This window comes from Mongoliimonas terrestris (genome assembly GCF_001927285.1).
Classification (GTDB): Bacteria; Pseudomonadota; Alphaproteobacteria; order Rhizobiales; family Pleomorphomonadaceae; genus Chthonobacter; species Chthonobacter terrestris.
In genome coordinates this window covers 80,342-94,804 of the sequence record NZ_MSIG01000016.1, presented here as the reverse complement: position 1 = coordinate 94,804, position 14,463 = coordinate 80,342, and the positions used below count along the sequence as shown (strand labels likewise).

At 69.2% G+C, this 14,463-nt stretch carries 12 protein-coding genes; 2 read left to right on the top strand and 10 right to left on the bottom strand.

All coding sequences use genetic code 11. The features are described from left to right. Positions 1–527 precede the first annotated feature (527 nt). The 3 genes from BUQ68_RS24465 to BUQ68_RS19040 all read right to left on the bottom strand — a co-directional run bounded on the left by BUQ68_RS24465 (position 528) and on the right by BUQ68_RS19040 (position 4,449). Positions 528–1,151 (bottom strand): cold-shock protein, encoded by a 624-nt coding sequence (locus BUQ68_RS24465; protein ID WP_342587023.1) that lies wholly within the window; start codon positions 1,149–1,151, stop codon positions 528–530. A 646-nt stretch (positions 1,152–1,797) separates the two neighbouring features. Next, positions 1,798–3,987, bottom strand: coding sequence for a xanthine dehydrogenase family protein molybdopterin-binding subunit (locus BUQ68_RS19045; RefSeq protein WP_075217599.1), 2,190 nt, complete (start codon positions 3,985–3,987; stop codon positions 1,798–1,800). A 3-nt stretch (positions 3,988–3,990) separates the two neighbouring features. Beyond that, positions 3,991–4,449 carry a (2Fe-2S)-binding protein gene (locus BUQ68_RS19040; protein WP_075217598.1) on the bottom strand — a complete coding sequence of 153 codons (459 nt, stop codon included), beginning with the start codon at positions 4,447–4,449 and terminating at the stop codon, positions 3,991–3,993. Positions 4,450–4,697: 248 nt separating this feature from the next. On the opposite strand from BUQ68_RS19040, the gene BUQ68_RS19035 reads away from it, so the two are divergent. After that, entirely contained in the window at positions 4,698–5,735 is a 1,038-nt protein-coding gene (locus BUQ68_RS19035; protein WP_075217597.1) for a LysR family transcriptional regulator, read from the top strand. A gap of 65 nt (positions 5,736–5,800) precedes the next feature. Continuing rightward, a complete protein-coding gene (locus tag BUQ68_RS19030) occupies positions 5,801–6,535 on the top strand; it encodes a class II aldolase/adducin family protein (protein WP_425349555.1) in 735 nt (244 codons plus the stop codon). 108 nt (positions 6,536–6,643) lie between these two features. On the opposite strand, the gene BUQ68_RS19025 is transcribed toward BUQ68_RS19030, so the two are convergent. The 7 genes from BUQ68_RS19025 to BUQ68_RS18995 all read right to left on the bottom strand — a co-directional run bounded on the left by BUQ68_RS19025 (position 6,644) and on the right by BUQ68_RS18995 (position 14,458). Then, on the bottom strand, positions 6,644–7,453 hold the full coding sequence (locus BUQ68_RS19025) for an ABC transporter permease (RefSeq protein WP_075217595.1): 810 nt from the start codon (positions 7,451–7,453) through the stop codon (positions 6,644–6,646). A 13-nt stretch (positions 7,454–7,466) separates the two neighbouring features. Further along, positions 7,467–8,375: an ABC transporter permease gene (locus tag BUQ68_RS19020; protein WP_075217594.1), complete on the bottom strand. Its 909-nt coding sequence runs from the start codon at positions 8,373–8,375 to the stop codon at positions 7,467–7,469. 5 nt (positions 8,376–8,380) lie between these two features. After that, positions 8,381–9,478, bottom strand: a complete 1,098-nt coding sequence (locus tag BUQ68_RS19015) for an ABC transporter ATP-binding protein (RefSeq protein ID WP_075217593.1) — start codon at positions 9,476–9,478, stop codon at positions 8,381–8,383. A 296-nt stretch (positions 9,479–9,774) separates the two neighbouring features. Continuing rightward, on the bottom strand, positions 9,775–10,902 hold the full coding sequence (locus BUQ68_RS19010) for an extracellular solute-binding protein (protein WP_075217592.1): 1,128 nt from the start codon (positions 10,900–10,902) through the stop codon (positions 9,775–9,777). Positions 10,903–11,048: 146 nt separating this feature from the next. Then, entirely contained in the window at positions 11,049–12,677 is a 1,629-nt protein-coding gene (locus tag BUQ68_RS19005) for a phytoene desaturase family protein (RefSeq protein WP_075217591.1), read from the bottom strand. Between the two features lie 105 nt (positions 12,678–12,782). Beyond that, positions 12,783–13,391 carry a helix-turn-helix domain-containing protein gene (locus BUQ68_RS19000; protein ID WP_075217590.1) on the bottom strand — a complete coding sequence of 203 codons (609 nt, stop codon included), beginning with the start codon at positions 13,389–13,391 and terminating at the stop codon, positions 12,783–12,785. Then, positions 13,388–14,458 carry an aromatic ring-hydroxylating oxygenase subunit alpha gene (locus tag BUQ68_RS18995; protein ID WP_075217589.1) on the bottom strand — a complete coding sequence of 357 codons (1,071 nt, stop codon included), beginning with the start codon at positions 14,456–14,458 and terminating at the stop codon, positions 13,388–13,390. Before BUQ68_RS18995 ends, BUQ68_RS19000 begins: the two co-directional genes overlap by 4 nt. Positions 14,459–14,463 lie beyond the last annotated feature (5 nt).

Below are 14,463 nucleotides of genomic sequence, written 5' to 3'. Positions count from 1 at the left end.
CTTGAGGGAGAGGGCTGGGGTGAGGGGTGTCGGCGCCGACGCCCCGGAGGTGATGGCGGACGAAAGCCACACCCGGTCGAACGGTCCTCGACCGAACCGCCAACGGTCCCCCTCTCCCCTTGAGGGAGAGGGTAGGGGTGAGGGGTGTCAGCGTCGACCCCACAGAGGTGATGGCGGGCGAAGCCACACCCGGTCGAACGGTTCTCGACCGAACCGCCAACGGTCCCCCTCTCCCCTTGAGGGAGAGGGTCGGGGTGAGGGGTGCCGGCGCCGACCCCACAGAGGTGATGGCGGACGAAAGCCACACCCGGTCGAACGTTCTCGACCGAACCGCCAACGGTCCCCCTCTCCCCTTGAGGGAGAGGGTTGGGGTGAGGGGTGCCGGCGCCGACGCCACAGAACAGCCCGCCGCCCCGCCAGCCCAAGAGCCCCGCCCCAAACCACCCGCATCCCCATCACGCGGAAAAGCCGTGGCGGGGGTCCGCCACGGCTTTCCGATGTCGATGCGCGACTGCGGCCGGAACGGCTCAGTCGAGAACGCTGATCTGCACGGCCTCGCGGCCCTTCGGCGTTTCCACGATCTTCATCGCGACGCGCTGGCCGTCGGCGAGCGGGCCCATGCCGGCCGCCTGCAGGACGGAGATGTGGACGAACACGTCCTTGCCGCCGTCCTCGCCGGCCACGAAGCCGAAGCCCTTGTCCGGGTTGAACCACTTGACGACACCGTCGAGATCGACGGCGGACGACATGTCCACGGTCCGGCGCGGGGGACGCGGCGCGCCGAAGCCACCGCCGCCACCACCACCGCCGCCGAAGCCGCCGCGATCGCCGTAGCCACCGCCGCCACCGCCGGCACGATCGCCGTAGCCGCCGCGATCACCACCGAAGCCACCGGCGCGGGGGGCGGCAGGGCGCGGACGGAACTGCTGCGGCTGGGCCGTGGTCTCGTCGACCTCGACCACCTTGACGACCTGCTTGCCCTTGGCGCCCTGGGCGACCTGGACCTTGAGCGTGGCGCCCGGCGGCACGCTGTCGCGGCCGATGGCCTGGAGCTGGCCGATGTGGAGGAAGGCATCGCCCGACCCGTCGGACAACGATGTGAAACCGAAGCCCTTCTCCGGATTGAACCAGGACACCGTGGCGTCGACCACGGGGCCTGACGGCGGCGCACTCTCGAACGGCGAGGGGCCGCCGAACGAACGCGACGGACGTTCTGGCCGAATATCGAAAGACGGCATCACGTCGTCATCAAATCCGCCGCGCCGCCGCGACGGGCGGAAGTCCTTACCCTTACCCATTCTGCTCTTCTCGTCTCCGCAATGTAAAGCTCTGGAACGACGTCCGCGGAGCGATACGCCGATCCAGTTTGTTTCCAGAGCCTTCTGCGCCGATTTCGTATTCTTTGAAGCCCGGCTTCAAACCTTTGACGGGACCAAACGCCCGGGCCGACCGCATTCCAGAACCGCTCCTAAGCTATATTCTTAGCACACTCCACAAGCCGTGAGCCCGTGGTTTTTTGAGGAGTCGCGGCCACGGCGCCGTTTTTTTTCGCCTCACCGTGAACAACGCGCACCTGGTGCGTCTCGGCGTCATGGATTCGCCATACCATGCGTCGCCCGAACACGGCTTGAGGGCGGATTGTATCCAGTTCGCCGGCATATCTTCCGCCGGTTCCGGCGACCGGGAAAAGATCCCGGTCCTCCCCTCCCCTCCGCTGGACGCCCGCCCCTCCGGCCGGCGCCGCCGCTCGATCAGGAGCGAGGCCGGCGCCGGCCGGGGTGCTATGGCCCGGTCGCGTCAGACGAAGTCGCCCATGGAGAAGGGCAGCCGGCGCGGATGGCGGCCGGTCGCCTTGAACACCGCGTTGGCAACCGCCGGACCGATCGGCGGCACGCCAGGCTCGCCGACGCCGGTGGGCGCCTCCATGGACGGCACGATATGCACCTCCACGGTCGGCATGTCGGAGAGGCGCAGCGGCTCGTAGCTGTCGAAGTTGGCCTGGTCGACCGCCCCCGCCGTCAGCGTGATCTCGTTGCGCAGGATCGCGCCGAGGCCGAAGCCGACGCCGCCCTCCATCTGGGCGCGGATGGTGTCCGGGTTCACCGCCACGCCGCAATCCACCGCGCACACCACCTTCTCCACCGTCACGGTGGCGCCGTCGAGCGTCACCTCGGCGACTTCCGCCACATAGGTGTCGAACGACTTGTGCACGGCGACGCCCCTGTAGCGGCCCGCCGGCGGCGGCGACGTCCAGCCGGCCTTCTCGGCGGCAAGCTTCAGCACCGCCACCTTGCGCGGGTCGTCCTTGATGAGGCCGAGGCGGAATTCCACCGGGTCCTTGCCGGCGGCGGCGGCGAGCGCGTCGATCACCGTCTCCATCACATAGGCCGTGTGGGTGTGGCCGACGGAGCGCCACCAGAGCACCGGCACGCCCACCTTCGGCGAGTGGAGCTCCACCCGCATGGCCGGCAGGTCGTAGCTGGTGTCCACCACGCCCTCCACCGAGGTGTGGTCGACGCCCTCGTGGACCACGTAGCTCTCCATCGCCGTGCCGGTGAAGATGGACTGGCCGACGATGCGGTGGTGCCAGCCCACCACCTTGCCGTCCGCGTCCACCCCGGCGCGCACCCGGTGCACGTAGAGCGGCCGGTAGTAGCCGCCGCGCAGGTCGTCCTCGCGCGACCAGACGATCTTCAGCGGGCGGGGCTCTCCGTAGGCCTTGGCGATCATCGCCGCCTCCGCCGTGTAGTGGGCGTCGAGGATGGCGCGCCGGCCGAACGAGCCGCCGGCCCAGAGCGTCTCGATGGCGACCGCCTCCGGCTTCAGGCCGAGCACGCCGGCGGCCACCGCCTGGTCCACCGTCGGCATCTGCGAGCCGGTCCAGATGGTGGCCTTATCGGCCTCCGCCAGGATGGTGATGTCGAGCGGCTCCATCGGCGCGTGGGCGAGATAGGGGAAGACATACTCAGCCTCCACGGTCTTCACCGCGCCGGCAAGCGCCGCGTCCGCGTCGCCGTCGCGGGCGACCGTGCCGGGCGTGCCGGCGAGCGCCTGGTATTCGGCCAGAAGCTCGGACGTGCCGCGCCGCTCCGCCGCGCTCTCGTCCCAGCTGACCGTCAGGAGGTCGCGGGCTTTCAGGGCCGGCCAGGTCTTCTCGGCGATCACCGCCACGCCGAACGGGCCGGAGACCACGTCGACGACGCCCTTCACGGCGCGCGCGTCCGCGTCGTTCACGCCCGCCACGGTGGCGCCGAACTTCGGCGGACGGAGCACCACGACGGTGAGCATGCCGTCGAGCCGCACGTCCATGCCGTAGGTGCCGAGGGCGCCGGCCGATTTGCCCGGCACGTCCACCCGCGGGAAGCTCTTGCCGATATGCACCCACTGGTCCGGCGTCTTCAGCACCGGCTCGGCCGGCGCCGTCTTGCCGGCGGCCGCGTCGGCGAGGTCGCCGAACCCGGCCGTCTTGCCGGACGGATGGGCGATGCGGCCGCCCGCGACGGTGATCTCGCCGGCCGGGACGCCCCAGGCGTCCGCGGCGGCGGCCACCAGCATGGCCCGCGCGGCGGCGCCGGCCTTGCGGTACTGCTCGTAGCTGTTGTGGATGGAGGTGGAGCCGCCGGTGCCCTGCATGCCGAAGTCGAGGTTGGCGTAGAGCGTGGCGTCGGCGGGGGCGAAGACGGTGGTCACCTGCTCCGGCGCGGCGTCCAGTTCCTCCGCCACCAGGATGGCGAGACCGGTTGCGATGCCCTGGCCCTTGTCCAGGTGCTTCACCACCACGGTCACGGTGCCGTCGGTGGCGATCCGCACGAAGGGGTTGAAGGCGCCGGCGGTGGCCGGGCCGGTCGCCGCGGCAGCGGAATGGAAGGGCAGGAAGGATCCGACCACAAGGCCGGCGCCGGCGCCGCCCATGCCCTTCAGGAAGGTGCGGCGCGACGGACGGGCGGCGGCGGTGCGCTTCAAGGCGTCTTTAAAGGCGTGCAGCATGGGTCAGCCCTCCATCATGGTGGCGGCGCGGTGCACGGCGGCCTGGATGCGCTGGTAGGTGGCGCAGCGGCAGACGTTGCCGTCCATGGCGGCGATGATGTCTTCGTCGGTCGGCTTGGGCGTCTCGATCAGAAGCGCCGTGGCGGCCATGATCTGGCCGGACTGGCAATAGCCGCACTGCGGCACCTGGATCTCGATCCAGGCGGCCTTCACGGCCTCGGCGGCCTTGCCCGCGATGCCCTCGATCGTGGTCACGGCCTGGCCCGCCACGTCGCCGGCCAGCGTCTGGCAGCTGCGCACCGGCACGCCGTCCACGTGGACCGTGCAGGCGCCGCAGAGCCCGGCGCCGCAGCCGAACTTGGTGCCGTCGAGGCCGAGGTCGTCGCGCAGCACCCAGAGGAGCGGAGTGTCCGCCTCCACGTCGACGTCGCGGTCGACGCCGTTGATGGTGAGCTTCAGCATGGAATAGTCCTTCCCCGGGGGACGGCGGCACCTTGTCGGTCCGCGGCTCCGCCCGATCGGTTGCGATGGCTGCCGGTGCGGGCCGGCGTGAACGGACCCGCGGGGTGTCGTGGGCGGTTGCGGGCGAGGGGCCGCCGGCGAAAGAACCGGGCCGGCAGCGGTGCGACGGTGCCGCCATGGCCGGGCTTGCGCCCGCGCTCCTGGATTCTGTATCAAGTCCCCTCTATGAACAAAACCGAATTCGCCTCATGATCTCCATCGACGACACGCATGTTCGGCGGCTGGACCTGACGCTCCTCATCGTGTTCGACGCCCTCCTGCAGTCGGGCAAGATGAGCACGGTCGGCCGCGACCTCGGCATGACCCAGTCGGCGGTGAGCCACGCGGTCGGCCGGCTGCGGCGCATCTTCGACGATCCGCTGTTCGTGCGAAAGGGCGCCGGCGTGGTGCCGACCGCCCGGGCGCGCCAGCTCGGCGGGCCGATCGGCGAGGCGCTCGCCGCTGTGCGCGGCGCCGTCCGGCTCGGCCGCGGCTTCGATCTCGCCACCACCGGCCGCAACTTCTCCGTCGCGGCGCTGGATTCGGTGATCGGCGCCATCGCGCCGCCGCTGATCCGCGCGATCGGCGAGACGGCGCCGCGCTGCCGCGTCCTCTTCCGCACCCTCGGCCGGACGGAGACGGAAGCGGGCGTCCTCGCCGGCACCATCGACGTGGCGGTCGGCGTCTTCCCTGCGCCGCCGGATCCCCTCACCACCACGGCGGTGGTGCACGAGGACTATCTGGTCACCGCCCGGCGCGACCACCCCCGCATCGGCGCCACCCTCGACCTCGACACCTATTGCGGCCTCCACCACATCCTGGTCTCGCCGTCGGGCGATGCCCGCGGCAGCGTCGACGGGGTGCTGGAACGGCTCGGCCGGCAGCGCCGGGTGATCGGCGTCGTGCCCCAGTTCGTCAGCGCCTTCATGGTGGTGGCGACGTCCGACGCGGTGGTGACGGCGCCCTCCAAGGTGGCGCTGAAGCTCGCCCGCGCCTTCGGCCTTGCCACCCATCCGCTGCCCATGCCGGTGCCGGGCTTCGAACTCGCCATCCTGCGCCACCGGGCCTCCCTCTCCGACCCGGCGATCGACTGGCTCGTCGGCCGCATCGAGGATGCGCTGCGCTCCGGCGCTACCCTGCCCGCCACGATGCCCGCCACGATGCCCGGCACTGGGTCGCCCGAAGCGCTGCCGGCGCCCGGGGCGTTTCCCGCGCCAGGGGCGCTTCCGGCGCCGCCGGATCCTTGATAGAAACGGACATTCCGTTCCAGAAGCGAGGGTTTGGCATGTCCGTCGTGGCTATGAAGACCGGCATGGGCGAGGCCGAATGGGCCGCGCGCGTTGAGCTTGCGGCCTGCTACCGGCTGCTCGCCCACTTCCGCATGACCGACCTCATCTACACCCACGCCACCGTGCGGGTGCCGGGCGAGCCGGGCCGCTTCCTGATCAACCCCTACGGCTGGCGCTGGGACGAGATCACCGCCTCGTCGCTGGTCAAGATCGACGTGGACGGCAACAAGGTGGAGGACCGGCCCGAGCGGGTGAACCCGGCCGGCTTCACCATCCACAGCGCCGTCCACATGAGCCGGCACGACGCGGCCTGCGTGATCCACACCCACACCCGCGCCGGCATGGCCGTCTCGGCCCTGAAGGACGGGCTGCTGCCGATCAGCCAGATCGCCATGCAGTACCACGGCCGGGTCGGCTACCACGCCTACGAGGGCATCGCCCTCGACCTCGATGAGCGCGAACGCATCGTCGCCGACCTTCAGGACAAGCCGGTGCTGATCCTGCGCAACCACGGGCTCCTCACCGTCGGGCGCACGGTGGCGGAGGCCTTCAGCCACATGTTCTACGTGAACATGGCTTGCGAAGTGCAGATCGCCGCCCAGTCCACCGGCGCCGAACTCGACGTGCCGCCGCTTGCGGTCGCCGAGCGGGTCGGCCGCCAGTTCGACCAGATGGCCTATGACGACGGCGACCTCATGCTCGAGTGGGCCGCCCACCTCCGGCTCCTCGACACGCTGGACCCCGGCTACAAGACCTGACCGGCGCCTGATACCCGGCACAGAGGCTCGAAACGAAGAAAGGGCGGCTCCCCAGGGAGGCCGCCCTTTTCCGTTTCCAGTTCCTGCACACCGGAGGCGCCGCCGCCGTCAGGCCGCCGCCTTCGCCTTCTGGTTCCGCCGCAGGATCTCGTAGCCGACCGCGAACACGATGGTGATGGTGATGAGGATCAACGCCAGGGCGTTCACCGCCGGCGTCAGGCCGGTGCGCACCTTGGAGGCGATGTAGACCGTCAGCGTCGTGTCCGTGCCGCGGGTGAAGAGCGTGACGTTGTAGTTCTCGAACGACTGGAAGAAGGCAAGCACCGCGCCTGCCAGGATGGCCGGCCGGAGATAGGGGAAGAGGATCTTGGCGAACACCTGGGTGTGGCTGGCCCCGAGGTCGAGCGCCGCCTCCTCCAACGTCCGGTCGAAGCGCTGCAGGCGGGCGGACACCATCAGCATCACATAGGCGATGATGAAGCTCGACTGGCCGATCACCGCAAGGTGCAGGCCGCCCTTCACGCCGAGCCGGTCCCAGAACACCAGGGTGGAGATGCCGATGATGACGCCGGGCGTCAGCAACGGCGACACCATCACGGCGTAGAGGAAGGTCCGCGCCTTGCGGTGCACCCCGTCGAGCAGCATGGCGGCGGCGACGCCGATCGGCACCGACACGACGATCACCGCGATGCCGACGATGAAGGAGGACGAGAGTCCCTGCCACATCTGCCGGTCGTTCCAGAGCGCCACGAACCACTGGGTCGTGGTGCCGAGCCAGGGGGTGATGGTCGGAAACCGGCTGGTGTTGAAGGTGGCGAGCGCCATCACGGCGAGCGGCGCCAGGAGATAGAAGAAGAAGACGAACAGGTAGACCCGCATCAGGAGGTCGGCGCCGGTCGGACGGTTCAGGGTTGCCATGGCGCGGGCCTCCTCACTTGGCGATGTCGGCGAGGCCGACCTTGAAGAGGCGCATGACCAGCATGATGAAGGTGATGCAGAGCGTCAGCAGGATGAAGGCGTAGGCGGAACCGCGCGGCCAGTCCTGCCCCTCGAAGAACCACACGTAGATGGTCTCGGTGAACCACCGCGTGCCGGGCGACCCGAGGAGGGCGGGCACGATGTAGGAACTCGCCGCCAGCACGAACACCATGATGCAGCCGACCGCGATGCCGGGCTTGGCGTGCGGGATCACGATCCGCCTGTGGATCTGCCAGGTGGGCGCGCCGAGGTCCTTGGCGGCCTCCACCTGGTTGGTGTCCAGCGTCTCGATGGCGTTGATCAAGGGGAACATCATGAAGAGCAGGAAGGCGTAGGTCATGCCGATGAGCACGCCGCCGCTGCCCGACAGCCAGCGCACGGGCTTGTCCAGAATGCCGAGGCCGAGCAGGGCGGCGTTCAGCGGACCCTGGTAGGCGAGGATGATGTACCAGGCGAAGGTGCGTAGGATCTCGTTGATCCAGAACGGGATGACGAGGAGCAGGATCATCACCGCCGCCCGCCGCGGCGGCGCGATCTTGGCCACGTGCCAGGCGATCGGGTAGCACACCACCAGCGACAGGAAGGTCACCAGCGAGGCGCCCCAGATGGTGCGGATGAACACCGTGAAGTCGTTGGGGAAAGTCCAGGTGGTGAGATCGATGCCGCGGAAGAGCGCCGCGTAGTTGGTCAGCGTGTAGTAGTCCTCCGGCCCGCCGCGCTTGGTCACCGGCAGGTTCGGGTGGAAGGAGTATTCCACCATCACGAGGGCGGGCAGGATGACCATCACCACCAGCCAGACGGCGGTGGTGCCGGTCATGAAGAGCGTGATGGGCCAGCCGTAGCGGCGCACGAGGGCGGACATGGCGCCTACTCCTTGGCCAGTTCGCCCGCCGGCAGGATGCGGGCCTGCCCCGGGTCGAAGCTCACGGTGGCGGCGCTGCCCGGCTCGAAGGCCGGCACGCGCCCGTCGTTCGGCAGCTGCACCAGCATGGCGCGTCCGTGGGCGCCCCCGCCGGAGTCGAGCGCCACGTTGACGAAATTGCCCTCGAAATCCACGTGGCTCACAGGCCGCGTCACCGTGTTCAGCCCGTCCGGGCCGGGGCCGAGGCGCATGCGCTCCGGCCGCACGAAGACGAGCACCGGCGCGCCCTTGGGCAGCGCCTCCGGCAGGCTCGCCCGCAGTGGGCCGGCGGCGGTCTCCACATGGCCGATGCCGCCCGCCGCGTCCGTCAGCGTGCCGGCGAACACGTTGTTCTCGCCGACGAAGGTGGCGACGAACGGGGTCGCGGGCGCGTCGTAGATGGCGTGCGACGGACCGACCTGGTCGATCCGGCCGCGCGACATGACGCCGACCCGGTCCGACATGGTCAGCGCCTCGCCCTGGTCGTGGGTGATGTAGATGAAGGTGAGGCCCGTGCGCCGCTGGATGGCGCGAAGCTCCGTGCGCATGTGCTGGCGCAGCTTCAGGTCGAGCGCAGAGAGCGGCTCGTCGAGCAGCATCACCTGCGGCTCCACGGCGAGCGCCCGGGCGATCGCCACGCGCTGCTTCTGGCCGCCGGAGAGCTGGTCGATGCGCTTGTCGGCGCTTTCCGGCAGGGCGATCAGGTCCAGGAGTTCCATCGCCTTCTTGCGGCGGGCGGAGCGGTCGACGCCGCGCATCTCAAGACCGAAGGCGATGTTTTCCGCCACGGTCATCATCGGGAAGAGCGCCAGATTCTGGAAGATCAGTGCGGTCGGCCGCTTGTTCGGCCCGATGCCCGCCATGTCGGCGCCGCCGATGCGGATGGCGCCGGCGCTCGGCTCCATGAAGCCGGAGATCATGCGGAGAATGGTGGTCTTGCCGCAGCCCGACGGGCCGAGGAAGGAGAAGAACTCGCCGGCCCTGATGTCCAGGCTGACGTCGCTGACCGCCGTGAAGTCGCCGAAGCGCATGGTGACGTGGTCGAGTTGGACGTCGCGGCTCATCGGCACTCCAAAGCACTGGCGCGGGCAGAGCGTCCCCCACGCGATCGAAGACGAGGCGGCGGACCCGCGGTCCTGCCGACAGGACGAAGGCCGCGTCACGCCCATGATCTGGCGAGAACACGGCCCGGCCGCTCGGCCAGCCGTCCGGCGCAGGACGCCGGCCAGCCCCTTGGAACCGTCCGTCCGGTGCCTGGCGCCGGACGGACGTATCGAAGCCCCGCCCGGCGCCAGGCGCCGCGCGGGTGTGTTTCCCGGTCCCGCCCGGCGTCAGGCGCCTTGCAGGATGTATGCAGGAATCAGGCCGAGGCGAACTTGGTGGCGTATTCGGTGCGCTTGGCGACGAACCAGGCCGGCTGCTCCGGCCACCACCACAGCTTGGAGAGGGCGTCGCCCGGATAGGCGGCCTCGAAGAAGGCCTTGGCTTCCGGCGACAGCTTCTCCACGGCGCCCTTGGCGACCGGGTTGGAGCCGTAGGCCGTCGCCCACAGGGCACCGCCCTCGGGGCTGTTGATCCAGCTGACCCAGGCGTTGGCCTGCTCGACGTTCTTGGCGCCCTTCATCAGCACGAAGTTCTGCGCCCAGGCGATGGCGCCTTCCTTCGGGGCGAGGTAGCCGATCGGCATGCCTTCCTTGGCGAGCGCCGCCGCGGAGGTGTCCCAGTTGAAGCCGATGACGCAGCCGTTGGTGCGGAAGGCGCCCTGGGCCTCGTTCTCGTTGGACCAGAACTGGGCGATGTTCGGCCGCTTGGAGACGGCGAACTCCAGGACCTTGTCCCAGATGGCGACCATCTTGGCCTCGTCCGAGTAGCCTTCCCGGAACGGATGCGGCAGCTGGCCGATCGAGTCGAGGTAGAGGCCGGTGGCGGCGAGGCCCGAGTGGGCGCGCAGGGTCAGCTGGCCGGCGTACTTGTCGTCGAAGAGGTCGGCGAGCGACGCGGTGCCGTACTCCATCGGCGCCGCTTCCTTGTTGAAGGTCAGCGCCTCGGTGCCCCAGATGGTGGGCGAGGCCATCAGCTTGCCGTCCTTCATGGCCGTCAGGAAGGACGGGTCCACGTTGTCGGCGCCGATCTTGGTCATGTCCCAGGGCTGGATGAAGTCGTTGTCGATCCAGTTGGACAGCCGGTCCGCGGTCGGCTCGGAGATGTCGAAGTCGCCGTTGGTGGCGCCGCCGGTCTGGGCCTGGGCGAGGAACTCGTCCTGGCTGCCGAGGCCGGTGAAGTTCACCTTGATGCCGGTCGCGCTCTCGAAGGTGTCGAACACGGCCTGGAAGCTGTCGTAGCCGGCCCAGCCGAGGAAATTCAGTTCGCCCGACGAGGCGAGCGACGAGCGCACGATGGCCGGAGCCGCAAGCGCCATGGCACCCGCCGCGGCGGTCCCTTTGAGCACCGTTCTGCGGGTCAAGCCCGTGGTGACGATCCTGGTCATATCACGCTCCCCTGAGGTTTAGGCACCGCGTTGCGTTTCTGGCTCGCAACGTTCGGGCCGCTAGTGAATGCCATCCCGATGTGAAAGGAAAGCGACAGTTTTGCCGACGTAGCACCGGGTCGCAAATCTTCTCGTCCGATGACGGATTAGGGCATTTTCTTCTTCATATCCTTGAGGATCTCCCGCGCCGCGTTGTGGCCGGGAATGCCCGAGACGCCGCCGCCCGGGTGCATGGACGAGCCGCACACGTAGAGCCCGGCGATGGGCGTGCGATAGTCCGCGTAGCCGGATACCGGACGCTGGAAGAAAAGCTGGTCGGTGGAGAGTTCGCCGTGGAAGATGTGGCCCTGCGGCAGGGCGACGATGCGCTCGATGTCCGGCGCCACCAGGAGCTGGGCCTCGATCACGTCGTTGGAGAAGCCGGGCGCGAAGGCCTCGATGGTGTCGAACACCGTCTTCTTGAAGTTCTCCCGCTCGGTGGCCCAGTCGCCGCCCTTCAGCGTGTAGGGGGCGTGGCCGCCGAAGAGGTTCACCACGTGCTTGCCGGGCGGGGCGAGCGTGTCGTCCACGATGGTGGGCACCACCGGCGTGATGAAGGGGCGGCTGGAATACCAGCCGTACTTGGCGTCGTCGTAGGCGCGCTCCAGATAGTCGATGTCCGGCGCGATGTGCATGTAGGTCGGGTAGGAGAAGCTCCCGATGGCCCCGTCCGCGCGCACCTTGTCGAGGATCTTGTATTGTGGCGGGCGTTCGCAGGCGATGTTCATCTTGAACGCCGTGCCGAACGTCCGGTAGCCCTTGATCTCGCGCACCACCTCGTCGGGCAGGTGCTTCTCGCCGACGAGGTCGAGATAGAGCGTGCGGGCCGAGGCGTTGGAGGCGATCACCTTGGCCCGGTAGACGTCGCCGCCGTCGGTGATCACTTCGGTGGCCCGGCCGTTGGTCACGCGCACCTCCTTGATGGCGGCCTCGGTGATGATGGTCACCCCTTGCGCCCGCGCCGCCGAGGCGAGCGCCTGGGTGATCGCCCCCATGCCGCCCTTGATGAAGCCCCAGCCGCCGGCGCCTTCGTGCTCGCCCATGATGTGGTGCATGATCACATAGGCCGAGCCCGGCGTCTTCGGCCCGGCGAAGGTGCCGATCGAGGCGTAGTAGGCGAGCACCGCCATCACCCGATCGTCCTCGAACCATTCACGCAGGAAGTCGTAGGCCGACATCGTCATCATGTCGACGATGCGGTACATCTTGCGGCCGACCTTGCGGTACTTCCACAGAAGTTCCGCGCCGTCCTTGAAGGTGCGCCAGTCGCGCCGCGCCGGATCCACCGGCGTGTCGAACAACACCTGGCGGACGATCCGGGTCGCCTCCTGCAGATAGGCGTCGAACGCCGGATAGGCGGCGGCGTCCTTGGCCGAGAACTTGGCGAAGGAGGCCTGCGTCTTCTTCATGTCGTCGGAGAAGACGATGTAGTCGTCGTCCGATACCGGCGAGATCATGTCGGAGCAGGGCAGCACCTCCAGCCCGTGTCGCTTCAGGTCGAAGTCGCGGATGATGCGCGGGTGGAGGAGGCTCATCAGGTAGGAAAAGATGGACGCCCGGAAGCCCGGCGCGATCTCCTCCGTGACGGCCGCGCCGCCGACCACCCCGCGGCGCTCCAGAACGGCGACGGAAAGGCCCGCCTTGGCGAGATAGTTGGCGCAGACGAGGCCGTTGTGCCCGGCGCCGATGACGATGGCGTCGAAGGTCCGGGTGGTGGGGCTCGGAACGGCGGACATGGGGACGGAACTCCGGACGGATGAAGGGAAGAAAAGGGTAAGGCGGAGCAATGCCGGACCGCACCTTGGCGGTCTTTCACAGACAGGTCCCCGCGCGGCCGGGTCTCAGTAGCTCGGCGGCGTCACGGCCCACACCACCACGGTCTCCTTGGAGCCGGGGTTGCGGTAGCGGTGCGGCCGGGTGGACGGGAACCCGAAGCTGTCGCCCGTGTTCAGCCGGTGGATCACCCCGTCCACGTCGAGGTCGAGCGTGCCGGCGAGCACGTAGCCGGCCTCCTCGCCCTCGTGGGCGTAGGGCTCGTCGCCGCTGGAGGCGCCCGGCGGCAGCCGGCAGAGGAGAAGCTCCAGCGACCCGTCGAGCGAGGGCGACAGCAGCTCGTCGTGGATGCCGCCGCCGTAGTCGATGCGCTTGCGCGCGTCCCGGCGCACCACGAGGCCGCCGGACGCGGGCGCGTCCGCGTCGCGGAAGAAGGATCCGACCGTGGTGCCGAGGGCGGTGGCGATCAGGTGGAGCGCCTTCACGCTCGGCTCCGATAGCCCGCGCTCCACCTGGCTTAGGAGGCCGACCGAAAGGCCGGTCTCCTCGGCGAGCCGGGTCAGCGTCATGTCGCGGGCCTGGCGGAGGGCGCGGATGTCCGAGCCGAGCCGGCGGCCGAGCTGGTCGGCCGCCGCCGCCGCGTCGTGCGCGCCGGGCCCTAGCGCCGGCCGGGTCATTCCGCGGCGATCCGCTGCGGGCCCGGCCGTTCCAGCGCCTCCACGGCCATCCGGTCGAAGGCGATCACCGCGTGCTCGTGCGTCTTGGAGAGGGCGCCGCGGGTGTAGATGCCGGCGTTGAGGTTGCGCTGGACGCCGACGATGATGTCCAGGTCCTCGGTGATGATCTGGGCGGACCAGTCGGCCGACTGCTGGTTGGCCTCCGCCTTCTCCGGGCTCACGTCCTCGAAGAAGTACCAGTTGATGTGCTTCAGCCGCCCCGGCCCCAGCGGCTCCACCGTGGCGATGGACGAACCCCAGTCGTAGAGGTTCAGCATCAGGAAGGGGAAGCGGTAGAGATAGGTGCCCTGGGTCAGGCCCTCCTCACGCCCCGGCGCGTGCAGGTGGAACAGCTCGTGCTCGGCGTGCACGTCGATGGCGTAGCGGTCGATGTCGAGCGTCGCGCAGAGCCCCGGGTGCATGGCCCGGCAGTGGTAGCACTCCAGGTAGTTCTCGCCGTAGGTCTTCCAGTCGACGTCGACCACCCGCTCCTTCTTGGTGAAATAGTGCTGCTTTTCGAGCGGAAAGCGCTCCGCGAAGCCGACCACCGGGCCGAGCCAGTCGATCAGCGACGGCCCCTCGCGGCGGATGCGCACGAAGACGAGGCCGCGCCATTCCTCGCAGTCGAGCGCGTAGAGGCCCCACTCGTCGGGATCGAAGGTGGCGTCCTTGCCGAACTCCGCCGCCTTGTGGAGCGCGCCGTCGCGCTTGAAGCTCCATGAATGGTAGGGGCAGACGATCAGCTTGCCGCAGCGCCCGGTCTCCTCGCGCAGAAGCTCGGAGGCCCGGTGCCGGCACACATTGTGGAAGGCCCGCACCTTGCCGTCGTCGCCGCGAATGGCGAAGATGCTGTGGCCGGCGAGCTGGCCCGTCACGTAGTCGCCGGGCTCGGCGAGCCGCTCCGACCAGGAGAACAGAAGCCAGTTGGCCTCGAAGATCATCTTGCGCTCGCGGGCGTAGCGCGCCTCGTCCCGATAGAAGGCCGCCGGCAGCGACCACTCCGCATCCCGCCCGATCCCCTCGATCATCGCCA

Excerpts from the sequence above, each read along its gene's own strand:
- BUQ68_RS19045 (WP_075217599.1), bottom strand. The coding sequence starts at position 3,987 with ATGCTGCACGCCTTTAAAGACGCCTTGAAGCGCACCGCCGCCGCCCGT.
- BUQ68_RS19040 (WP_075217598.1), bottom strand. The coding sequence starts at position 4,449 with ATGCTGAAGCTCACCATCAACGGCGTCGACCGCGACGTCGACGTGGAG.
- BUQ68_RS19035 (WP_075217597.1), top strand. The coding sequence starts at position 4,698 with ATGATCTCCATCGACGACACGCATGTTCGGCGGCTGGACCTGACGCTC.
- BUQ68_RS19030 (WP_425349555.1), top strand. The coding sequence starts at position 5,801 with ATGGGCGAGGCCGAATGGGCCGCGCGCGTTGAGCTTGCGGCCTGCTAC.
- BUQ68_RS19025 (WP_075217595.1), bottom strand. The coding sequence starts at position 7,453 with ATGGCAACCCTGAACCGTCCGACCGGCGCCGACCTCCTGATGCGGGTC.
- BUQ68_RS19020 (WP_075217594.1), bottom strand. The coding sequence starts at position 8,375 with ATGTCCGCCCTCGTGCGCCGCTACGGCTGGCCCATCACGCTCTTCATG.
- BUQ68_RS19015 (WP_075217593.1), bottom strand. The coding sequence starts at position 9,478 with ATGAGCCGCGACGTCCAACTCGACCACGTCACCATGCGCTTCGGCGAC.
- BUQ68_RS19010 (WP_075217592.1), bottom strand. The coding sequence starts at position 10,902 with ATGACCAGGATCGTCACCACGGGCTTGACCCGCAGAACGGTGCTCAAA.
- BUQ68_RS19005 (WP_075217591.1), bottom strand. The coding sequence starts at position 12,677 with ATGTCCGCCGTTCCGAGCCCCACCACCCGGACCTTCGACGCCATCGTC.
- BUQ68_RS19000 (WP_075217590.1), bottom strand. The coding sequence starts at position 13,391 with ATGACCCGGCCGGCGCTAGGGCCCGGCGCGCACGACGCGGCGGCGGCG.
- BUQ68_RS18995 (WP_075217589.1), bottom strand. The coding sequence starts at position 14,458 with ATGATCGAGGGGATCGGGCGGGATGCGGAGTGGTCGCTGCCGGCGGCC.